This is a genomic window from Rhizobium sp. CNPSo 3670, from assembly GCF_057784555.1.
Window position 1 is genome coordinate 61,760 of sequence record NZ_JBXSOL010000018.1, and the last position, 24,235, is coordinate 85,994.

Annotated in this window: 22 protein-coding genes and 1 pseudogene; 13 read left to right on the forward strand and 10 right to left on the reverse strand. The window is 60.7% G+C overall.

Translation table 11 applies throughout. The features are described 5' to 3' along the window. Positions 1 to 22: 22 nt before the first annotated feature. The 6 genes from AC13QO_RS19430 to AC13QO_RS19455 form a co-directional block, all read right to left on the reverse strand. Positions 23 to 979 carry a lytic transglycosylase domain-containing protein gene (locus AC13QO_RS19430; protein ID WP_488541556.1) on the reverse strand — a complete coding sequence of 319 codons (957 nt, stop codon included), beginning with the start codon at positions 977 to 979 and terminating at the stop codon, positions 23 to 25. 148 nt (positions 980 to 1,127) lie between these two features. Further along, the gene (locus AC13QO_RS19435; protein WP_085777906.1) at positions 1,128 to 1,787 is read right to left on the reverse strand and encodes a peroxiredoxin; all 660 of its coding nucleotides are present in this window, start codon (positions 1,785 to 1,787) and stop codon (positions 1,128 to 1,130) included. Positions 1,788 to 2,114: 327 nt separating this feature from the next. Continuing rightward, on the reverse strand, positions 2,115 to 3,095 hold the full coding sequence (locus AC13QO_RS19440; RefSeq protein ID WP_085777905.1) for an ABC transporter permease: 981 nt from the start codon (positions 3,093 to 3,095) through the stop codon (positions 2,115 to 2,117). After that, complete coding sequence (locus tag AC13QO_RS19445; RefSeq protein ID WP_085777904.1) at positions 3,092 to 4,087, reverse strand: ABC transporter permease; 996 nt, start codon at positions 4,085 to 4,087, stop codon at positions 3,092 to 3,094. Before AC13QO_RS19445 ends, AC13QO_RS19440 begins: the two co-directional genes overlap by 4 nt. Continuing rightward, entirely contained in the window at positions 4,084 to 5,622 is a 1,539-nt protein-coding gene (locus AC13QO_RS19450; RefSeq protein ID WP_488541557.1) for a sugar ABC transporter ATP-binding protein, read from the reverse strand. Before AC13QO_RS19450 ends, AC13QO_RS19445 begins: the two co-directional genes overlap by 4 nt. A 76-nt stretch (positions 5,623 to 5,698) precedes the next feature. Continuing rightward, positions 5,699 to 6,838 (reverse strand): sugar ABC transporter substrate-binding protein, encoded by a 1,140-nt coding sequence (locus AC13QO_RS19455; protein ID WP_085777902.1) that lies wholly within the window; start codon positions 6,836 to 6,838, stop codon positions 5,699 to 5,701. Between the two features lie 222 nt (positions 6,839 to 7,060). Between AC13QO_RS19455 and AC13QO_RS19460 the strand changes: the two genes are divergently transcribed. The 7 genes from AC13QO_RS19460 to AC13QO_RS19490 all read left to right on the forward strand — a co-directional run bounded on the left by AC13QO_RS19460 (position 7,061) and on the right by AC13QO_RS19490 (position 17,257). Then, on the forward strand, positions 7,061 to 8,065 hold the full coding sequence (locus tag AC13QO_RS19460; protein WP_488541583.1) for a LacI family DNA-binding transcriptional regulator: 1,005 nt from the start codon (positions 7,061 to 7,063) through the stop codon (positions 8,063 to 8,065). Between the two features lie 81 nt (positions 8,066 to 8,146). Then, entirely contained in the window at positions 8,147 to 8,734 is a 588-nt protein-coding gene (locus AC13QO_RS19465) for an ANTAR domain-containing response regulator (RefSeq protein ID WP_085777901.1), read from the forward strand. A 34-nt stretch (positions 8,735 to 8,768) separates the two neighbouring features. Further along, positions 8,769 to 10,055 (forward strand): CmpA/NrtA family ABC transporter substrate-binding protein, encoded by a 1,287-nt coding sequence (locus tag AC13QO_RS19470; protein ID WP_198175516.1) that lies wholly within the window; start codon positions 8,769 to 8,771, stop codon positions 10,053 to 10,055. 480 nt (positions 10,056 to 10,535) lie between these two features. Next, positions 10,536 to 11,777, forward strand: coding sequence for an MFS transporter (locus AC13QO_RS19475; RefSeq protein WP_488541558.1), 1,242 nt, complete (start codon positions 10,536 to 10,538; stop codon positions 11,775 to 11,777). Positions 11,778 to 11,793: 16 nt separating this feature from the next. Further along, positions 11,794 to 14,244, forward strand: a complete 2,451-nt coding sequence (nirB, locus tag AC13QO_RS19480; RefSeq protein WP_488541559.1) for a nitrite reductase large subunit NirB — start codon at positions 11,794 to 11,796, stop codon at positions 14,242 to 14,244. Positions 14,245 to 14,254: 10 nt separating this feature from the next. Beyond that, entirely contained in the window at positions 14,255 to 14,599 is a 345-nt protein-coding gene (gene nirD, locus AC13QO_RS19485; protein WP_085777897.1) for a nitrite reductase small subunit NirD, read from the forward strand. Further along, positions 14,600 to 17,257, forward strand: coding sequence for a nitrate reductase (locus tag AC13QO_RS19490; protein ID WP_488541560.1), 2,658 nt, complete (start codon positions 14,600 to 14,602; stop codon positions 17,255 to 17,257). 31 nt (positions 17,258 to 17,288) lie between these two features. Here the strand turns inward: AC13QO_RS19490 and AC13QO_RS19495 are convergent, their stop codons facing one another. Further along, complete coding sequence (locus AC13QO_RS19495) at positions 17,289 to 17,954, reverse strand: HAD family hydrolase (protein WP_488541584.1); 666 nt, start codon at positions 17,952 to 17,954, stop codon at positions 17,289 to 17,291. 304 nt (positions 17,955 to 18,258) lie between these two features. On the opposite strand from AC13QO_RS19495, the gene AC13QO_RS19500 reads away from it, so the two are divergent. Continuing rightward, positions 18,259 to 18,585 (forward strand): hypothetical protein, encoded by a 327-nt coding sequence (locus tag AC13QO_RS19500; RefSeq protein ID WP_097598688.1) that lies wholly within the window; start codon positions 18,259 to 18,261, stop codon positions 18,583 to 18,585. Positions 18,586 to 18,737: 152 nt separating this feature from the next. On the opposite strand, the gene AC13QO_RS19505 is transcribed toward AC13QO_RS19500, so the two are convergent. From AC13QO_RS19505 to AC13QO_RS19515, 3 genes and pseudogenes are all read right to left on the reverse strand, one after another. After that, complete coding sequence (locus AC13QO_RS19505; protein ID WP_488541561.1) at positions 18,738 to 19,574, reverse strand: SDR family NAD(P)-dependent oxidoreductase; 837 nt, start codon at positions 19,572 to 19,574, stop codon at positions 18,738 to 18,740. Between the two features lie 99 nt (positions 19,575 to 19,673). Next, a pseudogene (locus AC13QO_RS19510) lies at positions 19,674 to 19,858 on the reverse strand (transcriptional regulator); the annotation flags it as partial. Next, positions 19,855 to 20,022 (reverse strand): hypothetical protein, encoded by a 168-nt coding sequence (locus tag AC13QO_RS19515; RefSeq protein ID WP_483315422.1) that lies wholly within the window; start codon positions 20,020 to 20,022, stop codon positions 19,855 to 19,857. The pseudogene AC13QO_RS19510 and the gene AC13QO_RS19515, both read right to left, overlap by 4 nt. A gap of 223 nt (positions 20,023 to 20,245) precedes the next feature. On the opposite strand from AC13QO_RS19515, the gene AC13QO_RS19520 reads away from it, so the two are divergent. From AC13QO_RS19520 to AC13QO_RS19540, 5 genes are all read left to right on the forward strand, one after another. Continuing rightward, positions 20,246 to 21,283, forward strand: a complete 1,038-nt coding sequence (locus AC13QO_RS19520) for a cysteine synthase A (RefSeq protein ID WP_285193601.1) — start codon at positions 20,246 to 20,248, stop codon at positions 21,281 to 21,283. Between the two features lie 6 nt (positions 21,284 to 21,289). After that, the gene (locus AC13QO_RS19525) at positions 21,290 to 22,027 is read left to right on the forward strand and encodes an alanyl-tRNA editing protein (RefSeq protein WP_085777892.1); all 738 of its coding nucleotides are present in this window, start codon (positions 21,290 to 21,292) and stop codon (positions 22,025 to 22,027) included. A 15-nt stretch (positions 22,028 to 22,042) separates the two neighbouring features. Then, entirely contained in the window at positions 22,043 to 22,912 is an 870-nt protein-coding gene (sseA, locus tag AC13QO_RS19530; protein WP_488541562.1) for a 3-mercaptopyruvate sulfurtransferase, read from the forward strand. Positions 22,913 to 22,917: 5 nt separating this feature from the next. Continuing rightward, positions 22,918 to 23,478: a GNAT family N-acetyltransferase gene (locus tag AC13QO_RS19535; RefSeq protein WP_488541563.1), complete on the forward strand. Its 561-nt coding sequence runs from the start codon at positions 22,918 to 22,920 to the stop codon at positions 23,476 to 23,478. Positions 23,479 to 23,709: 231 nt separating this feature from the next. Further along, complete coding sequence (locus tag AC13QO_RS19540) at positions 23,710 to 24,219, forward strand: DUF1203 domain-containing protein (protein ID WP_488541564.1); 510 nt, start codon at positions 23,710 to 23,712, stop codon at positions 24,217 to 24,219. Positions 24,220 to 24,235: the final 16 nt, after the last annotated feature.

A 24,235-nucleotide genomic window follows, 5' to 3' on the forward strand; every position in this document is an offset into this window, starting at 1 on the left:
CGTCACGAATGGAGCAGGCCTTCTATTGGTTCCTGAAAACGAGGCAGGTGCCGCCGTGCTTGCGGATCTGATTGCAGACGTCGTTGGCCTCCATACGTGTCTGCCGGGCGATGCGGGCGGCATAACGCGGTCGAAAACCGAAGCTGCGATCGCGCTGACGCAGGATCAGGGGCTGCTCCGCGTTCAATGGCGCAGGCAGATCCAGCACGGCGTCGCGAAACATGCGCCGCGCCACGGCGGCATCGGCATTCGCCGCCAGCTGGACGCCCCAGGGAGCCCAAATGCCCTCCTGACGCCAAGGCGTGTCCTTCAATATCCGGCTTTCGGCCAGCGCCACGCAGCCGTCAAGGAAGGACTTGTCCTTGTCGAGCGGGGCGGCCGCATTCTCAGGCGGATTGTCCTTCCACTCCTCGACCGTGTGCGTGGTGATCGCTATCACGTAGCCGCGCGTCTCGTAGGGTAACCTGCCTGATGTAAGGTAAGTCGCAAGACCTTTTTCGCCGGCGTTGTAGGCGGCCGCGGCAAGGCCGAGATTGCCAAAACGATTTCGCAATTCATCGAGATATTGCGCCGATTTCCTCAAGGCTTCCAGCGCCTGATAGCTGTCGTCGAGGCCGCGAAGTTTCGCCGTTCCAGGCATGAACTGCGCAATGCCCTGCCCGCCCTTGATGCTGACTGCGTCGGGGCGAAAGGTGCTTTCCCGCCAGATGAGTCGGGCGAAATAAGCCGGCGGCAACCGATTGGCCTCGGCGAAATGCTCGATCGCGATGCAAAGGTCACGATTGAAACTGTCCTTGCGGATGCAGAGCCTCTCGCCTGAACCCAAGGCCGAGGGTCCCGAATAGAGACAGGCCGGCTCGGCAGCACTCCCTTCCGGTTGAGCTTTCGGCGTATCGACGCCGGAAAACAGAAAACAAAGCGAAAGCAGGGCCTTCGCCGAATTCCTCAAAATGCCGGACTGACGCTTTCGCCCTATCATCGGATCTCAGCAGGTTAACTTCCATCGCGACGTTCATGCTAGATAACATCGATTAAGGCGCGAAGCTTCCCCATTTCGCAATGCCAGCATGAAAAAAGCCGCCGGGCAATGGCCGCGGCGGCTTCGGGAACGAACTTGAAAGCCGTTTTCAGACCGACGGCTGCTTCGTCTTCCTGAGATAGGGAAGGACGGTATCGAAGGAGCCGAACCGCGCGATCGCATCGTCATTGGAAACGGCAGCGGTGATGATGACATCTTCGCCCTGATTCCAGTTTGCCGGCGTCGCCACCTGGTGCTTGGCGGTCAGCTGGATGGAGTCGATGGCACGCAGGATCTCATTGAAATTGCGGCCCGTCGTCATCGGATAGGTCAGGATCAGCTTGATCTTCTTGTCCGGGCCGATGATGAAGACCGAGCGCACAGTCGCATTGTCGGCAGGCGTGCGGCCTTCGGAGCTGTCGCCGGCACCGGCCGGCAGCATGTCATAGAGCTTGGCAACCTTCAGATCCTTGTCGCCGATCAAGGGGTAATCGACATCAAAGCCGGTTGCGGTCTTGATGTCGCCCTTCCACTTGGCATGGCTTTCGACCGGGTCGACGGAAATGCCGATGATCTTGACGCCGCGTTTGGCAAATTCGTCGGCGAGGCCGGCCATGGCGCCGAGCTCCGTCGTGCAGACAGGCGTGAAATTCTTCGGGTGCGAGAACAGCACGGCCCAGCCGTTGCCGATCCAATCATGGAAGCTGATCGGTCCCTGTGTGGTGTCGGCGGTAAAATCGGGGGCAATATCGTTGATACGTAAGCTCATGGTCGGCCCTCCAAAGCCAGTGTTGGGGTATTATTATCTCGGATCGCGGTCATGAACGCTGCCTGCTGGAGATGTCGTGGATTGCAAATGTTCAGATCCCAGCAACTGCGGGCAGAAAACCTTCCATCCCAAGGTCTTCCTCGCATCTCCTTAAGCTATATACCACGAGAACCGAAGGCACGCTCTTTCGATTTGCAGCTTGCGCCGGCATTATTTTTCCCGCAGGTCGCACCATGAAAAATCCGATTGCTTTTCCATCGGTGGAGAACCGACCGCCATACCTGCGCCGGATGCGGTGCTCTCTGCAGTTCGGCACGACTATGCCCGTCAGACCGGCCGCTGGCGGCCGTAAAGCAGAAGCATGCTGATGATGACCGCGCCGTAAATGAGTTGGCGGCCCGCTTCCTCGATTTGCATCACGGAAAGAATCGACTGCAGCAGCGTGATCAAGATAACGCCGGCAACCGTCCCGAGGTACGACCCTTTGCCGCCGAGCACGTGAGTGCCCCCGAGGACGACGGCTGCAATCGAGGGCAACAGATAAGCGTCGCCCATGGATTGCGACGCCTTCGATGCATAACCCGCCAACAGAACCCCGCCGAGCGCACTGAGGCCGCCTGACATGACGAAGGCGAGAAGTGTGATACGGCGTGTGTCGATCCCGGACATATAAGCAGCGCGCTCGCGGTTTCCGATAGCGTAGAGCGATCGACCGAAGGTTGTGCGCGTCAGCATGAAGACCGCAAGCAGACCGATCAAGAACCAGACCAGAACACCGTTCGGCAACCCAGGAACCGTGTATCCGGCCGCAAGGAATCGCATGGCCGGCGAGGCGGAATCCTGCGGGGAAAAGCCGCCGGTGTAAACGACCATCAGCCCTTGCGCGACAGCATTGCTGGCCAACGTGATGATCATCGAGGGAATGCGAAGATAGCCGACGGCCAAGCCATTGACGAGACCGATCGCGCAACCGCAGAAAATGCCGAAGGGGATCGCCAGAACCGAACCGGTCGCTCCATATGAAGTCGCGGCGCAGGCCATCATTGCGCCTGTCGTTATCACCCATGGCACAGAAAGGTCGATCTGGCCGAGCAAGATTACCGCCATCATGCCGGTGGCGATGACCCCGAGGAAGGAGGCGACCTTCAGTTGCTGCAGGAGATACTCGGGCGACAGGAAATTTCGCGAGTAGATCGATCCGGCGAGCAGAAGCAGGATGATGCATCCGAAAGCGGTTGCCACCGCCGGATCGACGCCACGCAGCCGTGCCGGCACTCGAAGCTGCCGCAAGGTTGTTTCCTCGCTCATTGAAACCACTCCAGCCGATTGCGAACCCTGGAAAGGCCGATGCAGCCGATGCTGATCGCCAGCATCAACACGACGCCCTGGAATAGCGGCTGCCAAAGCGGATCGAAATCGAAGACGAACAGCAGGTCGCCGATCGTTCGAAATGCCAAAGCTCCGAAAACGGCGCCGACAGCACTTCCCTTGCCGCCCGCGAGGGAAACGCCGCCGAGCACCACCGCCGCAATCGAATAGAGTGTGTAGGCATTGCCACTCGCCAGAGCCGCTTCGCCGGTATAGGAGAAGAAGGTGAGATAGAGCCCGCCGATCGCCGAAAGAAGTCCGGCCAAGGCATAGGCGGCAAGTTTTGCCCGCTTGACCGGCATCGCCGACATGAAGGCGGCATTCTCGGCCGAACCGACGGCATAGGCAGCCCTGCCTATGGTCGAGCGGCTGAACGGTATCCAGATAACGATGATAACTGCGAGAAGGACGGTGAGGCTTGCCGGAACGACCCCGAAAAGCTTTGAGGTAAACGCATCGGCCAGATCTTCGTTGACTGAGCCTCCCGGAGTCGGCCGCAGCAATAGCGCTAAGCCGTAGAAAATCGCGCTAGTCGCAATCGTCGTGACGATCGGCTGCAGCCGGCCGAAGATAATGATGAGCCCGTTCAGCATACCGCAGCCGAGGCCGGCAAGCAGCACCACGACGACGCCCGCCGCTGTCTCCAGCGGCGTTCCGACGACCAGCCAGGAGGCAAGGCAATTGCAGAGGACCAATACCATGCCGGCCGAAAGGTCAATGCCGGCGGTGATGACAACCAGGCACTGGGCCATCGCAACAAAGGCAAGCAGCGTCGCCTTGTTCGATGCCGTCTGCACAACGTTGGGGGTAAAACCCGCCGGGTGGTTCGAAACGTAGAGGGCGAACATGGCGACGAAGAGCAGTGCGGCAAACAACGTTCCCTTCTGTTGCGCATACCAAAACCGTCGTTCGCCGAAAGCCAGTCTGGTCATGGCGCTGCCCTCTGTTGTGCGTGGTCGCCGCCGATATTGAGCGCGGCGCCGATCAGCTCATGTTCGTTGATATCGGCGCCTTCAAGCTCGCGGACAATGCTTCCATCATACATGACGAGTACCCGGTCGCAGCAGCCGATCAGTTCGTCATAGTCGGTGGAGTAGAAGATGATCGCCGCTCCGGCATCCGCAAGCTTGCGCAGCAGCAGATAGATTTCCTGCTTGGTGCCGACGTCTATGCCGCGCGTCGGATCGTTGAGAAGGATGATGCGCGGCCGGTTCATCAGCCATTTGGCAATGACCACCTTCTGCTGGTTACCGCCGGAGAGGCCTGCAACGGGCATGTCGATCGTCGCAGCCTTGATTGCCAAAAGCTTGAACAGGTCGTCGATTGCGCGACGCTCGGCTAGTCGATCGATGACGCCATTCCGCGAAACCCGGTCGAGAGCTGCAATCGAGAGGTTCTCGCGCACGGTCATCGGCAGCATCAACCCTTCGGTCTTCCTGTCCTCGGGAATCAACGCCATGGATATGCCGTCAGACTTGGCATGACGGGGACTCTTCAGTCTGATCGGCATGCCGTCGATCGCGATCTCCCCTTTCAACTCACGCAGCACGCCGAAGAAGGCCAGCAGCAAATCACGCTGCCCCTGACCGTCCAGTCCGCCGAGGCCGATGATCTCGCCCGGCCGGATGTCGAAAGTGATGCCGGAGAGCCGATCGCCCCAGGAAAGATCGCGGCAGGAAAGGATCGATTTTTTCTCCGGTCGATGCGCGGGCTTCGGCGGGAAGACGTTGGTGTATTCACGACCGATCATCAGTTCGACTACCTGCTGGTCCCTCTTGGTGCCCGCCGGGTAGGATTCGATGCTACGGCCGTTGCGGAAGACCGTGCAGTCATCGGCCAGTTGGGCGATTTCGTGCATGCGGTGAGAGATGTAGATTAGCGCCATCCCTTCGGCGCGCAGGCGCTTGAGCACGGCAAACACTTTCTCGACATCCGCTTGCGTCAGCGCCGATGTTGCCTCATCCAGGATCATCAGTCGCGGCTTGCGGGCAAGGGCCTTGGCGATCTCTACCATCTGTCGTCGAGACAACGGCAGGTCTTTGACCAAAACCGAGGGATGGATGTCGGACGCGCCGGCGCGGGCGAGCGCTTCCTCAGCGATCCGCCGCTGGGCGCGCCGGTCTATCATGCCGAACCTCTGCGGCGGGTGGCTGATGGCGATGTTGTCGGCGACCGAGAGATCGGGAATGAGCGACAGTTCCTGGAAGACGCAGACGATGCCGGCTGCATTGGCCGCTGCAGGTGAGGCAAAGGTAATCTCCTTCCCATCAAGCAGCATGCGCCCTTCGTCCGGCGCCACGACGCCCGCCATGATCTTGATCAGTGTGGACTTGCCGGCGCCGTTCTCGCCAAGGACGGCATGAATCGCCCCTGGCCGAATGGCGATGTCGGCATCCTTAAGCGCGACGGCTCCGCCATAACGCTTCGATATGCCTTCCATGCGGAAAATCGGTTCGGACAAAGTCATGCGTCCAGCCTCCGTTTGCTCTGTCACGGCCAAGATTGCGGGTGCGAACACCCGCAATCAAATCCGCGGAAGGCTGCTATTGGTTCTCTTTCGACTGTCCCATGATTTCCTGGGCCGTGAAATTAATGCCGCAGGTCGGGAAAGAGTTGCCGACGAAGAAGTTGTCGGATTGGGTTGGATAATAGTCCTGACCCTCTTTGAAATCCGGGTCAGAAACCAGCGCAGTCGGGAGCTTGATGGCCTGCGGCACGACCTGACCCTCAAGCGCTGCGATCGCGGTCTTGATGGCAACCGCAACCTGGGCCGGTCCCGTTCCGGCGGACGAACATTTCAAACCATCGGCGGCATGGGCGGCGCAGAATTTGCGAAAGCCGTTTTCCGTCTCACCGCCGAATGGCACAAAGGGATGTTTTGCATCGATCATCGCCTGCACGACGCCGGTATCGCCGCCCTGGGCGGTGATACCGTCGAACGGACCGTTGGTGGCGATCGCATCGGCAGTCGCTTTCTGAGCAACGCCGTCGTCCCATTTTCCGACCACTTCAGTGACCGTGAATTTCTTGCCGGAGGCGTCCAGGGTTTCGTGAATACCATTGTGACGATCCGTATCGACCGAGGTGCCGGCGACGCCGCGCACCTCAAGCACCTTGCCGCCGTTCGGAAGATGTTTGATCAGCCAGTCGGCCCAGAGGACGCCTAGCCCCTTCTGATCGACGTTGACGTTGATCGCGTCCTTGGTGTCGAGGATATTGTCGAAAGCGACGAGTATAACACCGGCCTGCTTGGCGCGCTTAATCACCGGCCCGAAGGCGGTGGGATTCTGCGCGTTGACCACAATGGCGTCGTAACCGGCATCAATGAAGTTGTTGATGGCTGAAATCTGGGCCGGCACGTCCTCGCCCGTCGAAACAACCTTAAATTCTTTGAGCTTGGCGGCGACATCGGGTTGAGCGGCATAGGCCTTAGCCGTCTGGACCATCTGAATACGCCAAGTATTGGCGATGTAGCCGTTGGCCAGTGCGATACGATAGGGACCTTCCTTCTTCGGATATTGCAAGAATTGTGTGTCCGCTGCCCACGGCACCATGCAGCCGGGGTCGGCGGCCGGGCCGGACACGACCTTCGGTTCCGCGCTGGCCGCGCCACACAGCAAGGCAAATGCCGACACCGAAAACGCCGCGATACGGGCGAATTTAGCTTTCTCCACCTTATGCATGAATGTTCTCCTCCTCAGGCGGACTTAGCCGCCTCTTCTAATGCTTTTGATGTGCATATTTGGCCCGGAAAGATTCCATCCCTATTTTCCGGTACAATTTCAAATTAACATAGTTGACAGCGCTGTCAAATCGCATTTGCTAGCGCTGTCAACTATAGTTTTGGCAGATTCTTACTGTTGAAAAATATGCAACCGATCTCTCTAAACGAGCGGCAGAACATGATGCGGCGAATAACCCTTGATGACGTTGCCAATCTCGCCGGGGTCAGCCCGATCACGGTTTCAAGAGCACTGCGCAAGCCCAATGCGGTCTCGCCTGCCCTGCGGCTGCGCGTCGATGCCGCCGTCAAGGAACTCGGCTACATTCCGAATATAGCGGCAAGCCGCCTTGCCTCCTCGCGCACGCATGCGATCGGCGTGATTGTTCCGACCCTATACAACGTGATCTTCGCAGAATATCTGTTCGCGCTTCACGACGTTCTCGTCGCCGCAGGTTTCCAGCTCATCGTTGTCAACAGCCGCTATTCCGAGATCGAGGAGGAAAACGCCATCAAGGCTCTTCTCGGACAGAGGGTGGAGGCGATTATCATCACCGGCACGCACCACACGCTTCTATCGCGGCAGCTTCTTGCTCAAGCACATCTCCCCGTGGTCGAGACCTTCGAGCTTTCAGCGGATCCCATTGATCTCAATATCGGCATGTCCCAAGAGCAGGCCGGACAAACCGCCGCCCGGCATCTGATCGAACGTGGCTTCCGCCGGATTGCCTTCCTGACCGGCAATCTCGACCACCGCGCCCAGTCCCGTTTCGACGGCTACCGACTGGCGATGCAACATGCAGATCTACCGAGCCTCCAGATCATCGCCGCGAAGCCGCGCCACAGCTCGGTCGCGCTCGGCTCCGATCTCTTCGCCATCACGTGTGACCGTGGCGAAATTCCGGAGGCGATCTTCTGCACGGATGACAATCTGGCCCTCGGCGCGATGCAGGAGTGCCGCAAACGCGGCATACGCGTGCCGGATGACATAGCGATCATGGGATTTCACGATCTGGAATTCGCCGCCTGCGCCGCGCCTTCCCTCTCTTCGGTCGTGACCCGGCGTTTCGAAACCGGAAAACTGGCCGCTGAAAAGGTGCTCGCCGCCCTAACGTCCTCCGCCGTCTTTAAAGGGGAGCAGATCGACTTGGGCTATGCCTTGATTCCGCGCGAAAGCACGGCGATCTGATTAATTTTTATGCACATACGCTATCGCACATTTTTCAGGCGAACACTTGCAATATTGTTGCAGCGCGTCATAACTATACGAATGACGCATCGCGATCTGACAATTCTGGTGATCGACGAAAATGCCATACGCGCCTCCATCATCGAGGAAGGACTGCGCGAGGCAGGGCATGCGCGCGTCACCGTCGTGCATGAAGTCAACGGCATCGCGCGAACGATCGAAACGCTAATGCCCGACGTGATTATCATCGATATCGAGAATCCCAACCGCGACATGATGGAACATTTGTTCCAGCTGACGCGCACGGTCAGCCGCCCGATCGCCATGTTCGTCGATCGCTCCGATACGGCCTCGATCGAGGCTGCCGTCGATGCCGGCGTCTCGGCCTATATCGTCGACGGACTGAAGAAGGAACGCGTCAAACCGATCCTCGACATGGCCGTCAGCCGCTTCAACGCCTTCAGCCGGCTTCAGCGGGAACTTGCAGATGCCCGCTCGGCGCTTGAGGAACGCAAGCTCATCGAACGCGCCAAAGGAATACTTATGAAAATGCGAGGCCTGTCCGAAGAGGAGGCCTTCGCCCTGCTGCGCCAGACGGCGATGAACGAAAAAAAGAAGATGTCGGAAATCGCCCAGAGCGTCGTGACCGCCGCGGGACTTCTGATGTGATGGCGGAACTGGCGAATATCCGGAGGAAACCGGAGTGGACATGATGACAAATACCGCCAAATTCAGCGGCGGCGGGCTGCCCTTGCCCCTGCGTGGGAAAAACGAAGGACCGAAGGTGTTGCGAGCGGGATTCATTCCGCTTGTCGATGCATCGGTGTTGATTGCCGCAGCCGAATTCGGTTTTGCCCAAAGGGAGGGCCTGACGCTCGACCTCGTCAAGGACGTCTCCTGGGCAAACATGCGCGATCGCCTCGCATTTCGTCAGTTCGATATCGCCCATATGCTGTCGCCGATGCCCGTAGCCTCCATGCTCGGCCTCGGCTCCAACCCCTCGCCGACGATCACGCCGTTCTCACTGGGCCGCGGGGGCAACGCAATCACGTTGTCGGCGCGGCTCTTTGCCCGCATGCGGGATGACGCCGGATTGGCGGAAACAGCAAGCGCGCTCGACAATGCTCGTGCGCTGGCAAAGGTATTGGCGGCAATGACGGCGCGCGGAGAGCCGATGCCGACCTTCGGAGTTACTTATCCCTTCTCCTCCCACAATTATGAATTCCGATACTGGCTGGCAGCCGGCGGCATCGATCCCGATAAGGACGTCAAGCTTGTCGTCGTGCCGCCACCCATGACGTCGGATGCGCTGGCAGCCGGCGCGATCGACGGGTTCTGCGTCGGCGCCCCGTGGAACATGGTTGCCTCGGAGCGGGGCCTCGGGCGTATCGTCGCCGCCAAACAGGATATCTGGCCTTCAGCTCCGGAAAAGGTGATCGGCATGCGGCCGGACTGGGCGGAAAGCAATCCGGAAACCGTTTCCAGGCTGATCGTGGCGCTCGATGCGGCCGCCCGCTGGTGCGACCGGTCGGAGAATCACGACGCGCTGGCGGCCGCGCTTGCCGATCCCCGTTACATCGCCGCCCCGGTCGATATCATCCGCCGTGTGCTCGCCGGCGAATTCAGCCTCGATGCCAACGGCAACCGGCGCGTCATTCCGGATTATTTCCAGTTCCATTCCGGCTTCGCCAACTATCCGAGGCCGAGCCACGCACTTTGGATCTACAGCCAGATGATCCGTTGGGGGCAGTCAGAGACCAGCCTCAACAAGGCGCGGGCCGCGACCTCCGCCTACCGACCGGATCTCTACCGTGCTGCTCTCGGCGACGATAACGCCCCCGTTGACGCCGACATCCGCGTCGAGGGCAGCGAAGAAGGCGACCGCTTCATGGATGGCCAGGTCTTCGATCCCTCGGAACTGCCGGCTTATGTCGCGAGCTTCGCCGTCAAGAGCGCCCTTCCCTTCAGCCGCGGCAACGATGAAATCTGATGTCGCCGGTTTGCACAAAACGCCAGCAGGATCGGCACCTGCACTACCCGCGAAGCCCAAAAGATTTGCACACTGGGCCCGCAGCATGAAAAACAGGCAGAACGCATATCGCTCGAAGATGCTTTTATTTCAACCGGTTGGGCAAACGCGAGAGAATTGGCACGGTGCTTGCATCGCTTATGTTGCGCGGATCAAGGGCGATCGGCGCGGAATGGGCACATGCAGGTGCTGCTCATAAAGAGACAGGAATTACGTTGCGGCCATAGTCGCAGTGGATCAAATGTTCAGCAACCCGCGATGGGATTGCATCGAGATAGATAGGCCGGAAGGCCAATGATTGGGCGTCCAACGGCGGGCGCCACCAGCAAAGCCGCTGATCAGGATATTCGCGCGCCTCGTGCTAGCGCGTCCTGACCAGCGGCTTTTTGTTTTAACCCCCAGCAATGGATCGGCACGACCTTGTCGGGCCACGGAGAAGCTATGTCTGCCATTGAGAAAGTGCAGCCCATGTCAGCCGGCGAACCAGCCAAAGCACTGTGGATCTCCACTGTGGCCTTCACCCTCTGTTTTGCCGTCTGGACGATCTTCGCCATCATCGGCATTCGCATCAAGCAAGAGCTCAACCTGAACGAGGCTGAGTTCGGGTTGCTGATTGGCACCCCCGTTCTGACCGGTTCGATCGTGCGCATCGTTCTCGGCATCTGGACGGGACGGTACGGCGGCCGTCTCGTCTACACGCTGACGATGCTCGCCGCCGCATTGGCGACCTTCCTTCTCTCCTACGCCCACACTTATACGCAGATGTTGATCGCCGGCCTCGGTGTCGGCCTTGCCGGCGGCTCCTTCGCAGTCGGCGTGGCCTATGTCTCGCCTTTCTTCCCAGCGGAGAAACAGGGAACGGCGCTCGGTATCTTCGGCGCCGGTAACGTCGGCGCGGCCGTCACCAAATTTGCAGCCCCCTTCGTGCTCATCGCATGGGGCTGGGAGGCGGTTGCCGAGATCTGGGCCGTCGGGCTGGCGCTGATGGCTATCCTCTTCTGGTTCACCACGACAGATGATCCGGCCTTCCGCTTTCGGCGCGAGCGCGGCGTCGCCTCCAAGAGCCTGGCCCAGGAATTCGCGCCGCTGCAGAACGTTCAGGTCTGGCGCTTCTCGCTCTATTATTTCTTCGCCTTCGGCGGCTTCGTCGCCCTGTCCTTGTGGCTGCCGCGCTATCTCGTCGGCGTCTACGGCTTCAACCTGGAAACGGCCGGCATGATCGCTGCCGCCTACTCCATCCCGGGCAGCATCTTCCGCGCCTTCGGCGGCGTCCTGTCGGACAAGAAAGGCGCGCGCAGCGTCATGTACGCGATGTTTGCCGTGTCGGCTGTGGCCACCCTCATCCTTTCGCTGCCGGCCACAGCGATCACGCCGGTCATCTTCATCGTTGTCATCTTCGTGCTCGGCTTCTTCATGAGCCTCGGCAAGGCCGCCGTCTACAAGCACATTCCGGCCTATTATCCCGACAGCGTCGGCGCCGTCGGCGGCATCGTCGGCATGATGGGCGGGCTCGGCGGCTTCATTCTGCCGATCGCCTTTGGCCTCCTCAAGGACATGACCGGCCTTTGGTCCAGCTGCTTCCTGCTGCTCTTCGCGATCGTGGCGATCTCGCTCATCTGGATGCACCTGTCCGTCAAGCAATTGTCGCGCCAAGGGCACTCTGCGCCCGTGCCTGCAACCTGATCCAAGGACCTGAAATATGACTGAAAAACTTGTTATCATCGGAAATGGCATGGCGCCCGGGCGCATGCTGGAGCACCTCTTCGAACGGGCGCCCGGACGCTATGAAGTGACGATCTTCAATGCCGAGCCACGCGTCAATTACGACCGCATCATGCTGTCGCCGGTTCTCTCCGGAGAAAAGGACTACGAGCAGATCATCATTCATGGTGACGGCTGGTATATCAAGCACGGCATCACGCTCTACAAGGGCCACAGGATCGTCAATATCGATCGCGCCGCCAAGACCGTCACGTCGGACCACGGCGTTACCGAAAGCTACGACAAGCTGGTGATCGCAACCGGTTCGGTGCCGTTCATCATCCCGGTTCCCGGCAAGGATCTGCCCGGCGTTATCACCTATCGCGACCTCGATGACGTGCAGGCGATGCTGCTTGCCGCACAGTCGCGCGAAAAGGCCGTCGTCATCGGCGGCGGACTGCTCGGCCTGGAAGCAGCGGCCGGTCTTGCCCAGCGCGGCATGGACGTGACCGTACTGCACGTCATGCCGACGCTGATGGAGCGTCAGCTCGATCCCGCCGCCGGCTATCTTCTGCAGAAGGCCGTCGAGGAACGCGGCATCAAGGTCATCTGCAAGGCCAATACCAAGGCGATCATCGGCAACGGCAGGGTCGAAGGCATCGAGCTCGATGACGGCCGCATTATTCCGGCGACGCTCGTCGTCATGGCCGTCGGCATCCGGCCGAATGTCGGCCTGGCGAAAGACGCCGGCCTTGCAGTCAACCGCGGCATCGTCGTCGATGCCGGCATGCAGACCTCAGACGGGGATATCCTTGCGCTCGGCGAATGCGCCGAGGTGGGCGGCATGGTCTATGGCCTCGTCGCCCCGCTTTATGAAATGGCCCGTGTCGCCGCGGCGCATCTTTCCGGAGATCGCTCGCCCGCCTTCGTTCACGCCGACACGCCGACCAAACTCAAGGTCACCGGCATCGAGCTTTATTCGCTCGGCGACTTTGCCGATGGCGACGATCGCGAAGAGATCGTGCTGCGCGATGCCAGCGCCGGCATCTACAAGCGCCTAGTCCTGAAGGACAACAAGATCATCGGCACCGTGCTTTACGGCGAAACCGCCGACGGCGCCTGGTTCAACGACCTGAAGAAGAAGGCGACCGATATTTCGGAGATGCGCGAGACGCTGATCTTCGGACAGGCCTATCAGGGAGGGTCACCGCTGGACCCTATGGCGGCCGTTGCAGCCTTGCCGGATGACGCGGAAATCTGTGGCTGCAACGGCGTATGCAAGGGCAAGATCACTTCGACGATCACGAGCAAGGGACTGACGTCGCTTGACGACGTGCGCGCCCATACGAAGGCATCGGCCTCGTGCGGCTCGTGCACCGGTCTCGTCGAGCAACTGATGGCGCTGACGCTCGGCGACAGTTACAACCCGGCTGCGGTTCAGCCGATGTGCACCTGCACGGAACTCGGCCATGACGATGTTCGCCGGCTGATCAAGGCGAAAGGGCTGAAGAGCATCCCGGCCGTCATGCAGGAGCTCGAATGGAAGACCTCCTGCGGCTGCGCCAAATGTCGCCCCGCACTCAACTATTACCTCGTCTGCGATTGGCCGGACGAATATGCCGACGACTACCAGTCACGCTTCATCAACGAGCGCGTCCACGCCAACATTCAAAGGGACGGTACCTACTCCGTTGTTCCGCGCATGTGGGGCGGCGTCACCTCGTCGAACGAGCTTCGCGCCATCGCCGATGTCGTCGACAAGTTTGCCATCCCGATGGTGAAGGTCACAGGCGGCCAGCGCATCGACCTGCTTGGAGTGGAGAAGGAAGACCTTCCAGCCGTCTGGGCCGATCTCGGGAAGGCCGGCTTCGTCTCCGGCCAGGCCTATGCGAAGGGCCTGCGTACCGTGAAGACCTGCGTCGGTTCGGACTGGTGCCGTTTCGGCACCCAGGATTCCACCGGTCTCGGCATTCGTATCGAGAAATTCATGTGGGGTTCCTGGACACCGGCCAAGCTGAAGATGGCTGTCTCCGGCTGCCCGCGCAACTGCGCGGAAGCAACCTGCAAGGATATCGGCGTAATCTGCGTGGACTCTGGTTTCGAGATCCATTTCGCCGGTGCGTCCGGTCTCGACATCAAGGGCACCGAGGTGCTCGGGCTTGTAAAGACCGAAGACGAGGCGCTGGAGCATATCGTGGCCCTGACGCAGATGTATCGCGAGCAGGCCCGCTACCTCGAACGCATCTACAAATGGGCCAAGCGGATCGGCCTGGAGGAAATCCGCCGGCAGATCATGGGTGATGCCGAAAAGCGTAGAGCCTATTACGACCGCTTTGTCTTCTCCCAGAAATTCGCCCAGGTCGATCCCTGGTCGGAGCGTGTCTCGGGCAAGGACAAGCATGAATTCAAGCCGATGGCGACGATCGGTTATCCGCAGGCAGCCGAGTAAGGAGATTGATATGACCTGGTCCAATGAAAACTGGCACCCGATCGGTGACATCTCCGATATCCCCCTGCGTGGCGCGCGTTGCGTGAAGACACCGCAGGGCAAGATCGCCGTCTTCCGCACGGCGGAAAACGAGGTTTTCGCCATCGAGGATCACTGCCCGCACAAAGGCGGGCCGCTGTCCCAGGGGATCGTGCACGCCAAGGCCGTCACCTGCCCGCTGCACAATTGGGTGATCTCTCTCGAAACCGGCAAGGCGCTCGGCGCCGATGAGGGCGCGGTGCGGACCATACCGGTCCGTAACGAGGGCGGCACCCTTTTCATAGCGCTTGAAAGCCTGATGATGGCGGCGGAATAAATGACGACAGAGGTCAAGACCACCTGTCCTTATTGCGGCGTCGGCTGCGGCGTCATTGCCACGGTCGACGAGGCCGGCGCCGCCAGCATCAAGGGCGATCCCGAGCATCCGTCGAATTTCGGCCGTCTCTGCTCGAAAGGCTCGGCGCTTGCCGAAACGATCGATCTCGACGGCCGTCTTCTCCATCCTGAAATATCCGGCGAAAAGAGCGATTGGGACGAGGCGCTTGATCTCGTCGCACGGCGTTTTTCCGAAACCATCGCCGAACACGGGCCGGATTCGGTTGCCTTCTACGTCTCGGGTCAGTTGCTGACCGAAGATTATTACATCGCCAACAAGCTGATGAAGGGCTTCATCGGCTCAGCCAATATCGACACCAATTCCAGGCTCTGCATGTCCTCGTCCGTCGCCGGCCATCGCCGTGCTTTCGGCGCCGATACGGTGCCCGGGACCTATGAGGATCTCGAACTTGCCGATCTGGTGGTCCTGACCGGCTCCAACCTCGCCTGGTGCCACCCTGTCATCTACCAGCGGCTTGCCGCCGCAAAGACGGCACGGCCCAACATGCGCATCGTCGTCATCGATCCGCGCCGGACGATGACATGCGATATCGCCGATCTGCATCTGGCAATCCGCCCGGACGGCGACGTCGCGCTGTTCATGGGACTGCTTGCGCATCTTGCGACAAGCCCGGCGATCGACCAGAACTATATCGCCGCCCATACCGAGGGTTTCGGCGATGCTTTTGCGGCCGCAGCCGCGCTTGACACCAACGATCTCCTGGAACGGACCGGTCTGCCGGCCATGCAGATCAGGGAGTTCTTCCGCCTGTTCGAGACGACCGAGAAGGTCGTCACCTGCTACAGCCAGGGCGTCAACCAATCCTCCTCCGGCACCGACAAGGTCAACGCCATCCTCAACTGTCACCTCGCTACCGGCCGCATCGGCCGGCCGGGCATGGGACCGTTCTCGTTGACCGGCCAGCCGAACGCCATGGGCGGGCGTGAGGTCGGCGGCCTCGCCAATATGCTTGCCGCCCATATGGCGATCGAGAATGCGGATGACCGCGACCGCGTGCAGCGCTTCTGGAATTCGCCCGTCATCGCCGCAAAGCCCGGCTTGAAGGCAGTCGACATGTTCCGTGCGGTGGCCGATGGACGCATCAAGGCGCTCTGGGTCATGGCCACCAATCCTGTTGTGTCGATGCCGGATGCCGACAGCGTCGAAAGCGCGATCGCCGCCTGTCCCTTCGTCGTCGTGTCGGACATTCTGAGAGACACGGATACGACCCGGCATGCCCATGTGCTTTTGCCCTCGCTCGGCTGGGGCGAGAAGAACGGTACCGTTACCAATTCCGAACGTCGCATTTCCAGGCAACGGCCGTTTCTCAATGCCCCCGGCGATGCCAGGGCTGATTGGTGGCAGCTTGCGGAGGTCGGACGGCGCATGGGATTTGGCGTCGCTTTCGATTTCGAGACGCCGGATGCAATCTTTGCCGAACATGCAGCGCTTTCCGCCTTCGAAAATGACGGCAGCCGCGATTTCGACATCGGCGCCCACGCCGGCACGAGCGGCGGCGCCTACGACGAACTGTCGCCCTTTCAGTGGCCGCAGCCAGCAGGAACGGCGCCCGGCGTCACCCGCTTCTTCGCCGAGGGTGGCTTTTTTCATCCCGATGGCAAGGCGCGCTTCGTCGCGGTGAAACCGCCTGCGACGGATCGCACCTATGCCGATTTCCCCTTCACCCTGAACACCGGCCGCATCCGCGATCAGTGGCACACGATGACACGAACCGGGAAGAGCGCGCGGCTTTCCGCCCATATCGCCGAACCCTTTGCCGAGATCCATCCGCGCGATGCGATCGAGACCGGCATATCAAGCGCCGGCCTCGTCGAGATCGAGAGCCCCCAGGGCAAAGCGATCGTGCGGGCGCTGGTGACCGACCGCCAGGCGCGCGGTGGCATTTTCGCACCCATGCACTGGAACGATCAGTTCGCGGCAAAAGCCCGGATCGACGCCGTGGTGGCGCCGATCACCGACCCTATTTCCGGCCAGCCGGCGTCGAAGAATGTTGCCGTTGCCGTTCGGCCCTTCCGCGCCACCCATTACGGATTCGCGGTCTCTGCCATCAAACCGGACACACCCGACGCGGCCTATTGGGCGGTGGCGAAAGCTGCAGGCGGTTGGCGGCTTGAGCTTGCCTTCACCGAGGCTGTCGAAGACTGGACGGCCTGGTGCCGGAAGGTCTTCGCCATTCCGGCCGCAATCGAACCGCTGGGGTACGCGGATCGGCAATCCGGCGACCTGAGGCTCGCCTTCTTCGATGGTGAGATCCTGCTTGCCGCTCTGTTCCTTGCACGCGAGCCGGTTGCCGTTGCTCGCAACTGGGCAATCTCGCAACTCTCCGTCGTGCATGGCGACCTCAGGAAACGCTTTGCGCTGGTCGCAGGCCGTCCCGGCGGCGGCAGACCGGATCCCGGTGCGACCGTCTGCTCCTGCTTCAGTGTCGGGGTCAACCAGATCGCTGCCGCGGTGCGAGGCGGATGCCATAGCGTTGAAGAGGTAGGCAAGGAAACGAGCGCCGGAACCAATTGCGGTTCCTGCCGCAGCGAAATCGGCAGGATCATCGATCGCTGTCTCGCCGCAGCCGCGGAGTGAATGCGCAAGCGCGAATGCTGGAGGTCGGATGTCAGGCTGCGCTCGGGACGATAAGCATTTTATGGTCGGCTGAGATGTTGACGGCGATCTCGTCATAGGAAGAGATGGTCGGATGCGGCGTCTCCATCTTCTGGTGATGGGTTGCCGTAACGACCATGACATCGGCGCCCGCCGCCTCGCCGGCCTTGATGCCGGCTGCGACATCCTCAAACACCAGACAATCCCGCGTGCTGACGCCGAGGCGTTCGGCGCCGAGAATATAACATTGCGGATCGGGCTTTCCGACCGTCACGTCCTCCGCCGTCACCATGAATTTCGGCAGAGGCAGGCCAGCCGCTTCCAGCCGCCGGCGGGCAAGACGCAAGGGCGAAGAGGTGACGATCGCCCAGCGATCCGGCGGCAGCGAAGCCAAGAAGGCGGCTGCGCCGGAAATGGCAACGACATCGCCGACATCGGCAATTTCGGCCTCGGTCACCAGCCTTGCCTCGTATTCCGGATCGACGCCCGGCAGGTTCAGCCGGGTGATTGTGTCAATGCCACGCGATCCGTGCATCTTCGGCAAGAAGGCGGCGACATCGAGCCCATGGCGTCTTGCCCAGTCGCTCCAAACACGCTCGGCGGCGAGGATCGAATTGAGGATGGTGCCGTCCATGTCGAAGAGGAATGCGGCATAAGGCTTCTCGAAGCCGTGGGGCATCGGCGGGTACAAGGGCGTATCTCATTAAGGAGGAGTTTCGGATGGTCGTTGCTGGCGGCGATGAAACGGCAAATTGCAGCGTTTTGCAAGTCTGGGCAGGACAGCGACGTTGCATTTCTTAGGAAGCCTAGGTGAGGATCAAGTCACAGGAGAGGCGCAAGCCGATCAGGTCATGGCAGCGTTCCTCGGGGTCGTAAACGATGCAAGGCCCGCGGGCAGGTTTTTCAAAAAACGTCGGAACAATGAATCCTGCAAGTGGTTACCCAGAGGTCATCCATGATGAAAATCAAAGGAGGATATCCTCATGACCAAATCCCTCATTGCCGCTTCGCTGCTCGCGATCGGCATGGCATCGTCAGCCTTTGCCCAGTCGAATCCAGATCCCATCGGACCGACGAATGGCGGCTCGACCGATCCGGGTTCGGGTAACTATTCGTCCGATTACACCAACAGCGACAATGGCATGCACCCTGTCCAGGTCGCCCCCGTCGATCCGACCACGACCCAGAGCATCCGACCGCCGCAGGCGATGGAATGCGCCGGCATGCCGCAGCAGGGGACCGGTGTCGATACGCGCGGCGGTGAGAGCGGCGCATCGATCAGCGAAGCCTGCCGCGAATACGACAACTAAGCAGCAGTCACCGCTTTGAAACATGTCGTGCAAAAGCGCACCACCTCGGAAAAGGCCGGCTTATGCCGGCCTTTTCATGTCGCGGCGGATAAAGACTGCCTTCGCAATTTTTAATCCGCGTGTTCCGGCCACCCGCCTTCCCGCACCGTTGATCATTCCGCAGGGTGTGGCATCACCGGATGGTGACCATCTAGCGGCGGCCGCTGCCGCCAGCCAGTCAGATAGTTCATCAGTGGGAAATAAGCGCCATAGGGAAGCAGACGCGCCAGCTTCAACATCGTGGTGAAGCGTCTGGGGAAAGCGATCTCGAAAGCCTGCGATTTCAGCCCGGCGGCAATCTGGCGGGCAGCCTCCTCGGACGACACCCGCGCCGCCGGCATAGGAAAGGCGCTCTTGCCCACCGTCGGCGTGTCGACGAAGCCCGGGCTGATGAGCTGAATGCGGATGCCCACCTTGTCTAGATCGAATTTCAGGCTTTCGGCCATGTTGATCAACGCCGCCTTGGTGGCGCCATAGGCAGCCCCCGTCGGCAGGCCGCCATAGGCGGTGACGGAAGAGACGATGGCGATCTGCCCCTGCCCTTTCGCCTTCATATGGCGGATCGCCGGCAACAGACAGTTGACGACGCCGGAAAGATTGACGGCAAAGCTCTTTTCGAAATCGGCGCGGTTCAGATCCTCGGCGTGGACCGGCAGGTAGATACCGGCATTGAGGATCGCCATTGCGAGCGTGCCGTGCTCATATTCGATAGAGGCTAGGACATGTTCCATGTCCTCGGCATCGGTGACATCACCGTCGAGGACGATAATATTCCCGGAAAGGCCGCTGGCTTCGGCCTGCAGCTCGACCAGCTTTTCGTGGCTTCTGGCGGTGACGGCGACCTTGTATCCTTCGCCGGCAAGCTTCAGCGCAAGCGCCCGGCCGATACCTGAGCTCGCGCTCGAGATCCAGACGATTCCATGTTCGGGACGGGCGATGAAATCACGCATGACATGCTCCTCCGGCTCTGCCTGACCAGCACGAAAACAGGCCCGGAAGTTCTTTGCGCCTCCCGGATTTACGGCTCTATCACACTATTGTGGCTGCTTTCAGCCGATCAGGTCGCCGATCATCTGACGAATGGACCGGGTCAGCCGGATCGGTCCGTCGGACAGCGCGAAGGCAATGCAAGGCCTGTCCTTTCGGCAACCGGCCGGTGATCGACAGTTTCGTCGGCAATCGAGATGTCGCCGGGGCCGAAATGGCTGCGCTCGTCGTTGAAAGAACCGTCTAGAGCTTTTCCGGGTTAAATTGAATCATTCGGGTTGGCTTAAACGGAGTCGGATGGTCGACCGGCCGGCGCGCGTCGTAGCCCTCGGGCAAGGAACCGGCGACATAATGCGCCCTCGGTGCATCGATCGTGTCGATCTGATCGTGAATCATGTCGGTTTCGGCCACGCCCGCCGCCCGTGTTCCGTTGTCGCTTTGTCGTCATCCATACGGGGAAAGCCAGTTTTCGGATCACCAAGGCACGGTGGGATCGCCGTCGCGGGCCATTTCGGATAAGGAAAGCGAAATTTTATCGTGACCACCAGGGGTATGGAATAGCATTTCTTGCCAACACAGCCTTGTGAAGGGAAAAGACCGTTCCTAAAGTAAGAGTTCGAAAGAGGCAGATTCCATGACCTTCCATCCCTCCGTCCTCGAAGCCATCGGCAATACGCCCCTGATCAAACTCAAGGGCGCCTCCGCTGCAACCGGCTGCACCATTCTCGGCAAGGCGGAGTTTCTCAACCCCGGCCAGTCGGTCAAGGACCGTGCCGCGCTCTACATCATCCGCGATGCGGAGCGGAAGGGGCTGCTTCGACCCGGCGGCGTCATCGTCGAAGGCACGGCCGGCAATACCGGCATCGGGCTGACGCTAGTCGCCAAGGCGCTCGGCTACCGCACCGTCATTGTCATCCCGGAAACCCAGAGCCAGGAAAAGAAGGACGCGCTGAAATTGCTCGGCGCCGAACTCGTCGAAGTGCCGGCCGTTCCCTACAAGAACCCGAACAACTATGTGAAGGTGTCCGGGCGTCTTGCTGAACAAATGGCGAAGAGCGAACCGAACGGGGCAATCTGGGCGAACCAGTTCGACAACGTCGCCAACCGCCAGGCGCATATCGAAACGACGGCGCCGGAAATCTGGAACGATACCGACGGCAAGGTCAACGGCTTCATCTGCTCCGTCGGCTCCGGCGGCACGCTTGCCGGTGTCGCCGCCGGCCTCAAGGCTTTTAATCCCGACGTCAAGATCGGCATCGCCGATCCCGACGGCGCTGCTCTTTATGAATTCTACCAGAACGGCACGCTGAAATCCGAGGGATCCTCGATCACCGAGGGCATCGGCCAGGGCCGCATCACGGCCAATCTAGAGGGCTTCACACCCGATTTCTCCTATCGCGTCTCCGATGCCGAAGCACTTCCCTATCTTTTCGATCTCGTGGAAAACGAGGGGCTGTGCCTCGGCGGCTCGACAGCGATCAACATCGCCGGCGCGGTCAATCTCGCCCGCGATCTCGGGCCCGGTCACACGGTGGTGACAATCCTCTGCGACTACGGCAACCGCTACCAATCCAAGCTCTTCAATCCGGATTTTCTGCGATCGAAGGGACTACCCGTTCCCGGCTGGATGACTGGTTCGTCCGACATACACGTTCCCTACGAGCCCGTGTGAGACCTCATGCCCGTCAATGCCCTCTATCGCGACGACTTCTATCTCTCGACATGCGAGGCGGTCGTCACTGCCGTTCACGACGACGGGGGCATCGAGCTCAACCAGACTTGCTTTTATGCCACATCGGGTGGCCAGCCCGGTGACACTGGCCAGCTTGAACGCGCCGACGGAACCAAGATCGCACTGGGCCAGACAAAACACGGCGCCGGCAAGGATGTCATCATCCACGTGCCGCTCGAAAACGAGCCGCGGCCGGAGGTCGGCGAGACGCTGGTGCTGCATGTCGATTGGCCGCGCCGCTACCGGCTGATGCGCATGCACACGGCCTGCCACCTGCTGTCGGTCATCTGCTCCTATCCGATCACCGGAGCCGCCGTCGGCGAGGAAGAAAGCCGCGTCGATTTCGACATGAGCGAAACGATCGACAAGGACGAGGTCACGGCCAAGCTGATGGAACTGGTCGGCCAGAACCACCCGGTCTATCTGCAATGGATCACCGATGACGAGCTGGCGGCCAATCCGGACATCGTCAAGTCGAAGAACGTGCGCCCGCCGGTGGGGCTTGGTCGGGTCAGCCTCGTCTGTATCGGCGAGAACTCCTCGATTGACAGCCAGCCCTGCGGCGGCACACATGTCTCGGAGACGCAGGAAATCGGTCAGATCCACATCGCCAAGATCGAAAAGAAGGGCAAGGAGAACCGGCGTTTCCGCATCCGCTTCGGCACGCCCGGCGTAGAAGCCTGACAAGGGGAGACCATAATGACTGAGAGCAAGAGCCGTTTCGTTGTCTCGGCCGAATGGCTGCAAGCCGAGCTCGGCAAGCCGGATCTGCGCGTGCTGGACGCCTCCTTCTACCTGCCGGCGCAAAAGCGCGACGCCGATGCCGAATATGCCGCCGGCCATATTCCCGGGGCCATCCGCTTCGATCAGGACAAGTTCGCCGACCACTCGACGGCGCTGCCGCATACGATACCCTCGCCCGATTATTTCGCCGCCGAAGTCGGCAAGCTCGGCATCAGCGAGAATGATCGCATCGTCGTCTATGACGGTATCGGCGTGTTTGCCTCGCCCCGCGTCTGGTGGCTCTTCCGGGTGATGGGGGCAAAGAACGTCTTCGTCCTCGACGGAGGTCTCGACGGCTGGAAGGCTGAGGGCCGTCCGCTCGAAACAGCGGCCCCCAACTATGCCCCGGCGACGTTTACGCCTGACTTCGATGAGAGCCGCGTCGTCACGCTGGACAGCATGCGCGACATCGTCTCAAGCGGCGCGATGCAGATTGCCGACGCCCGTAGCGCCGGCCGCTTCGCCGCTACCGAACCCGAGCCGCGTGCCGGCATGCGCTCCGGCCATATGCCCGGCGCCCGAAGCCTGCCCTCCGGCGTCTTCGCCAACCAGGGCCGGTTCAAATCGCTGCCCGAACTCAGGCAGACCATCGAAGAGGCCGGAATCGATCTCTCCAAACCGGTCGTCACCTCCTGCGGCTCAGGCATCACGGCCGCGATCATCACCCTGGCGCTGGAATCCCTCGGCCATTACGACAACAAGCTTTACGACGGCTCATGGAGCGAATGGGGCAGTCGTGACGATACGCCTGTGGTCACCGGTCCGCCGACGCCGGTCAAAGCCTGACCGCCATGGCAAAGACGCCCACTTCGCTCAAAGCTCATATTACCCGTCTCGAAATGACGGCGGCGCCCAAGGCCAGCATGCCGGTGCCCGTCAATATCCAGACTGCGATCATGCGTGCGCCAGGCATACCGCTGCCCTTTTACCGCTATCTCTATCGACAGGTGGGCGCGCGCTGGCAGTGGGTGGACCGGCTGCGCATGAGCGACGAGCAACTGGCAGAAATGCTGAACGACAAGCGCAACAATATCAGCGTCCTCTACGTGAACGGCGCACCGGCCGGCTTCTACGAGTATTTCTGCGCGGACGAGGAGACGATTGAACTCAGCCATTTCGGCCTGATCGAACATGCGCTCGGGCTCGGCATCGGCAAATGGTTTCTGCTGCAGGCGCTCTATGCCATCTGGGCGCTCGATCCGAAGCGCGTCACCACGACCACCAACAATCTCGACCATCCGCGCGCGCTGCAGCTCTATCAGATGTACGGCTTTTCCCCTGTCTCGACCGGCACCGGCATTGTGCGGCCGCTGAGTGACAAGGAGCTCCTGGAACTTGCGCGGAAAAGCTGACGGTTTGATTGCTTTCCGGTCGCTCGCCGCCCTCACTCCTGTCCTCGGACTTGATGCGAGGACAGGAATGAGGGAGGAGAGGTAGAAACTTCCTCCAAACGTCGAGGAATGCCCCGACGTCGGAAACTGAGTTTGCCGCGACGATCTCCGCAAACGACAACACAGGCAAGAAACGGGTGGCTCGGGCGGAGGTCCAGGCGCAATTTCATGGCGATCACAAAGGGGATTTCCATGACCGCCATTCGTTTTGCCGCAATGCCGACCGCCGATGCCGAAGTCCTCTGGAACGGTGGCCGTGATGCCTATGACAACCTGCCCGAGACGATGATATCAGACGGTGACGGCAATCCTTGCCGCCATTGCCTGCAGAATATCGAAGAGGGCGAGGAGATGCTGGTTTTCGCCTACCGGCCCTTCCCGAAGCTGCAGCCCTATGCCGAAACCGGGCCCATTTTCCTCCACAAACAGCCCTGCCGGCGTTACGCCGCCGAAGAGATTTTGCCGCCGGTGCTGACGACGAGCCGCGACTTCATCGTCCGCGGCTACAATGAGAACAACCGCATCGTGTACGGTACCGGCGCGGTGACCCTGGTCAGCGAAATTGAGGCCTATGGCGAAAAGCTGCTGGCACGAGCCGACATCGCCTATGTGCATGTGCGATCGGCGCGCAACAATTGCTTCCAGTGTCGGATCGACAAGGCAAAGGCGCCGGCCCTGGCAGAGACCGGCGCCCTCACCTGACCGAGGGTCAAGCAGC

Excerpts from the sequence above, each read along its gene's own strand:
- AC13QO_RS19520 (WP_285193601.1), top strand. The coding sequence starts at position 20,246 with ATGACCTTCCATCCCTCCGTCCTCGAAGCCATCGGCAATACGCCCCTG.
- AC13QO_RS19490 (WP_488541560.1), top strand. The coding sequence starts at position 14,600 with ATGACGACAGAGGTCAAGACCACCTGTCCTTATTGCGGCGTCGGCTGC.
- AC13QO_RS19500 (WP_097598688.1), top strand. The coding sequence starts at position 18,259 with ATGACCAAATCCCTCATTGCCGCTTCGCTGCTCGCGATCGGCATGGCA.
- nirB (WP_488541559.1), top strand. The coding sequence starts at position 11,794 with ATGACTGAAAAACTTGTTATCATCGGAAATGGCATGGCGCCCGGGCGC.
- AC13QO_RS19535 (WP_488541563.1), top strand. The coding sequence starts at position 22,918 with ATGGCAAAGACGCCCACTTCGCTCAAAGCTCATATTACCCGTCTCGAA.
- AC13QO_RS19440 (WP_085777905.1), bottom strand. The coding sequence starts at position 3,095 with ATGAGCGAGGAAACAACCTTGCGGCAGCTTCGAGTGCCGGCACGGCTG.
- AC13QO_RS19450 (WP_488541557.1), bottom strand. The coding sequence starts at position 5,622 with ATGACTTTGTCCGAACCGATTTTCCGCATGGAAGGCATATCGAAGCGT.
- AC13QO_RS19495 (WP_488541584.1), bottom strand. The coding sequence starts at position 17,954 with ATGCCCCACGGCTTCGAGAAGCCTTATGCCGCATTCCTCTTCGACATG.
- AC13QO_RS19505 (WP_488541561.1), bottom strand. The coding sequence starts at position 19,574 with ATGCGTGATTTCATCGCCCGTCCCGAACATGGAATCGTCTGGATCTCG.
- AC13QO_RS19430 (WP_488541556.1), bottom strand. The coding sequence starts at position 979 with ATGATAGGGCGAAAGCGTCAGTCCGGCATTTTGAGGAATTCGGCGAAG.
- AC13QO_RS19540 (WP_488541564.1), top strand. The coding sequence starts at position 23,710 with ATGACCGCCATTCGTTTTGCCGCAATGCCGACCGCCGATGCCGAAGTC.
- AC13QO_RS19435 (WP_085777906.1), bottom strand. The coding sequence starts at position 1,787 with ATGAGCTTACGTATCAACGATATTGCCCCCGATTTTACCGCCGACACC.
- AC13QO_RS19475 (WP_488541558.1), top strand. The coding sequence starts at position 10,536 with ATGTCTGCCATTGAGAAAGTGCAGCCCATGTCAGCCGGCGAACCAGCC.
- AC13QO_RS19445 (WP_085777904.1), bottom strand. The coding sequence starts at position 4,087 with ATGACCAGACTGGCTTTCGGCGAACGACGGTTTTGGTATGCGCAACAG.
- AC13QO_RS19455 (WP_085777902.1), bottom strand. The coding sequence starts at position 6,838 with ATGCATAAGGTGGAGAAAGCTAAATTCGCCCGTATCGCGGCGTTTTCG.
- AC13QO_RS19460 (WP_488541583.1), top strand. The coding sequence starts at position 7,061 with ATGCGGCGAATAACCCTTGATGACGTTGCCAATCTCGCCGGGGTCAGC.
- AC13QO_RS19525 (WP_085777892.1), top strand. The coding sequence starts at position 21,290 with ATGCCCGTCAATGCCCTCTATCGCGACGACTTCTATCTCTCGACATGC.
- sseA (WP_488541562.1), top strand. The coding sequence starts at position 22,043 with ATGACTGAGAGCAAGAGCCGTTTCGTTGTCTCGGCCGAATGGCTGCAA.
- AC13QO_RS19465 (WP_085777901.1), top strand. The coding sequence starts at position 8,147 with ATGACGCATCGCGATCTGACAATTCTGGTGATCGACGAAAATGCCATA.
- nirD (WP_085777897.1), top strand. The coding sequence starts at position 14,255 with ATGACCTGGTCCAATGAAAACTGGCACCCGATCGGTGACATCTCCGAT.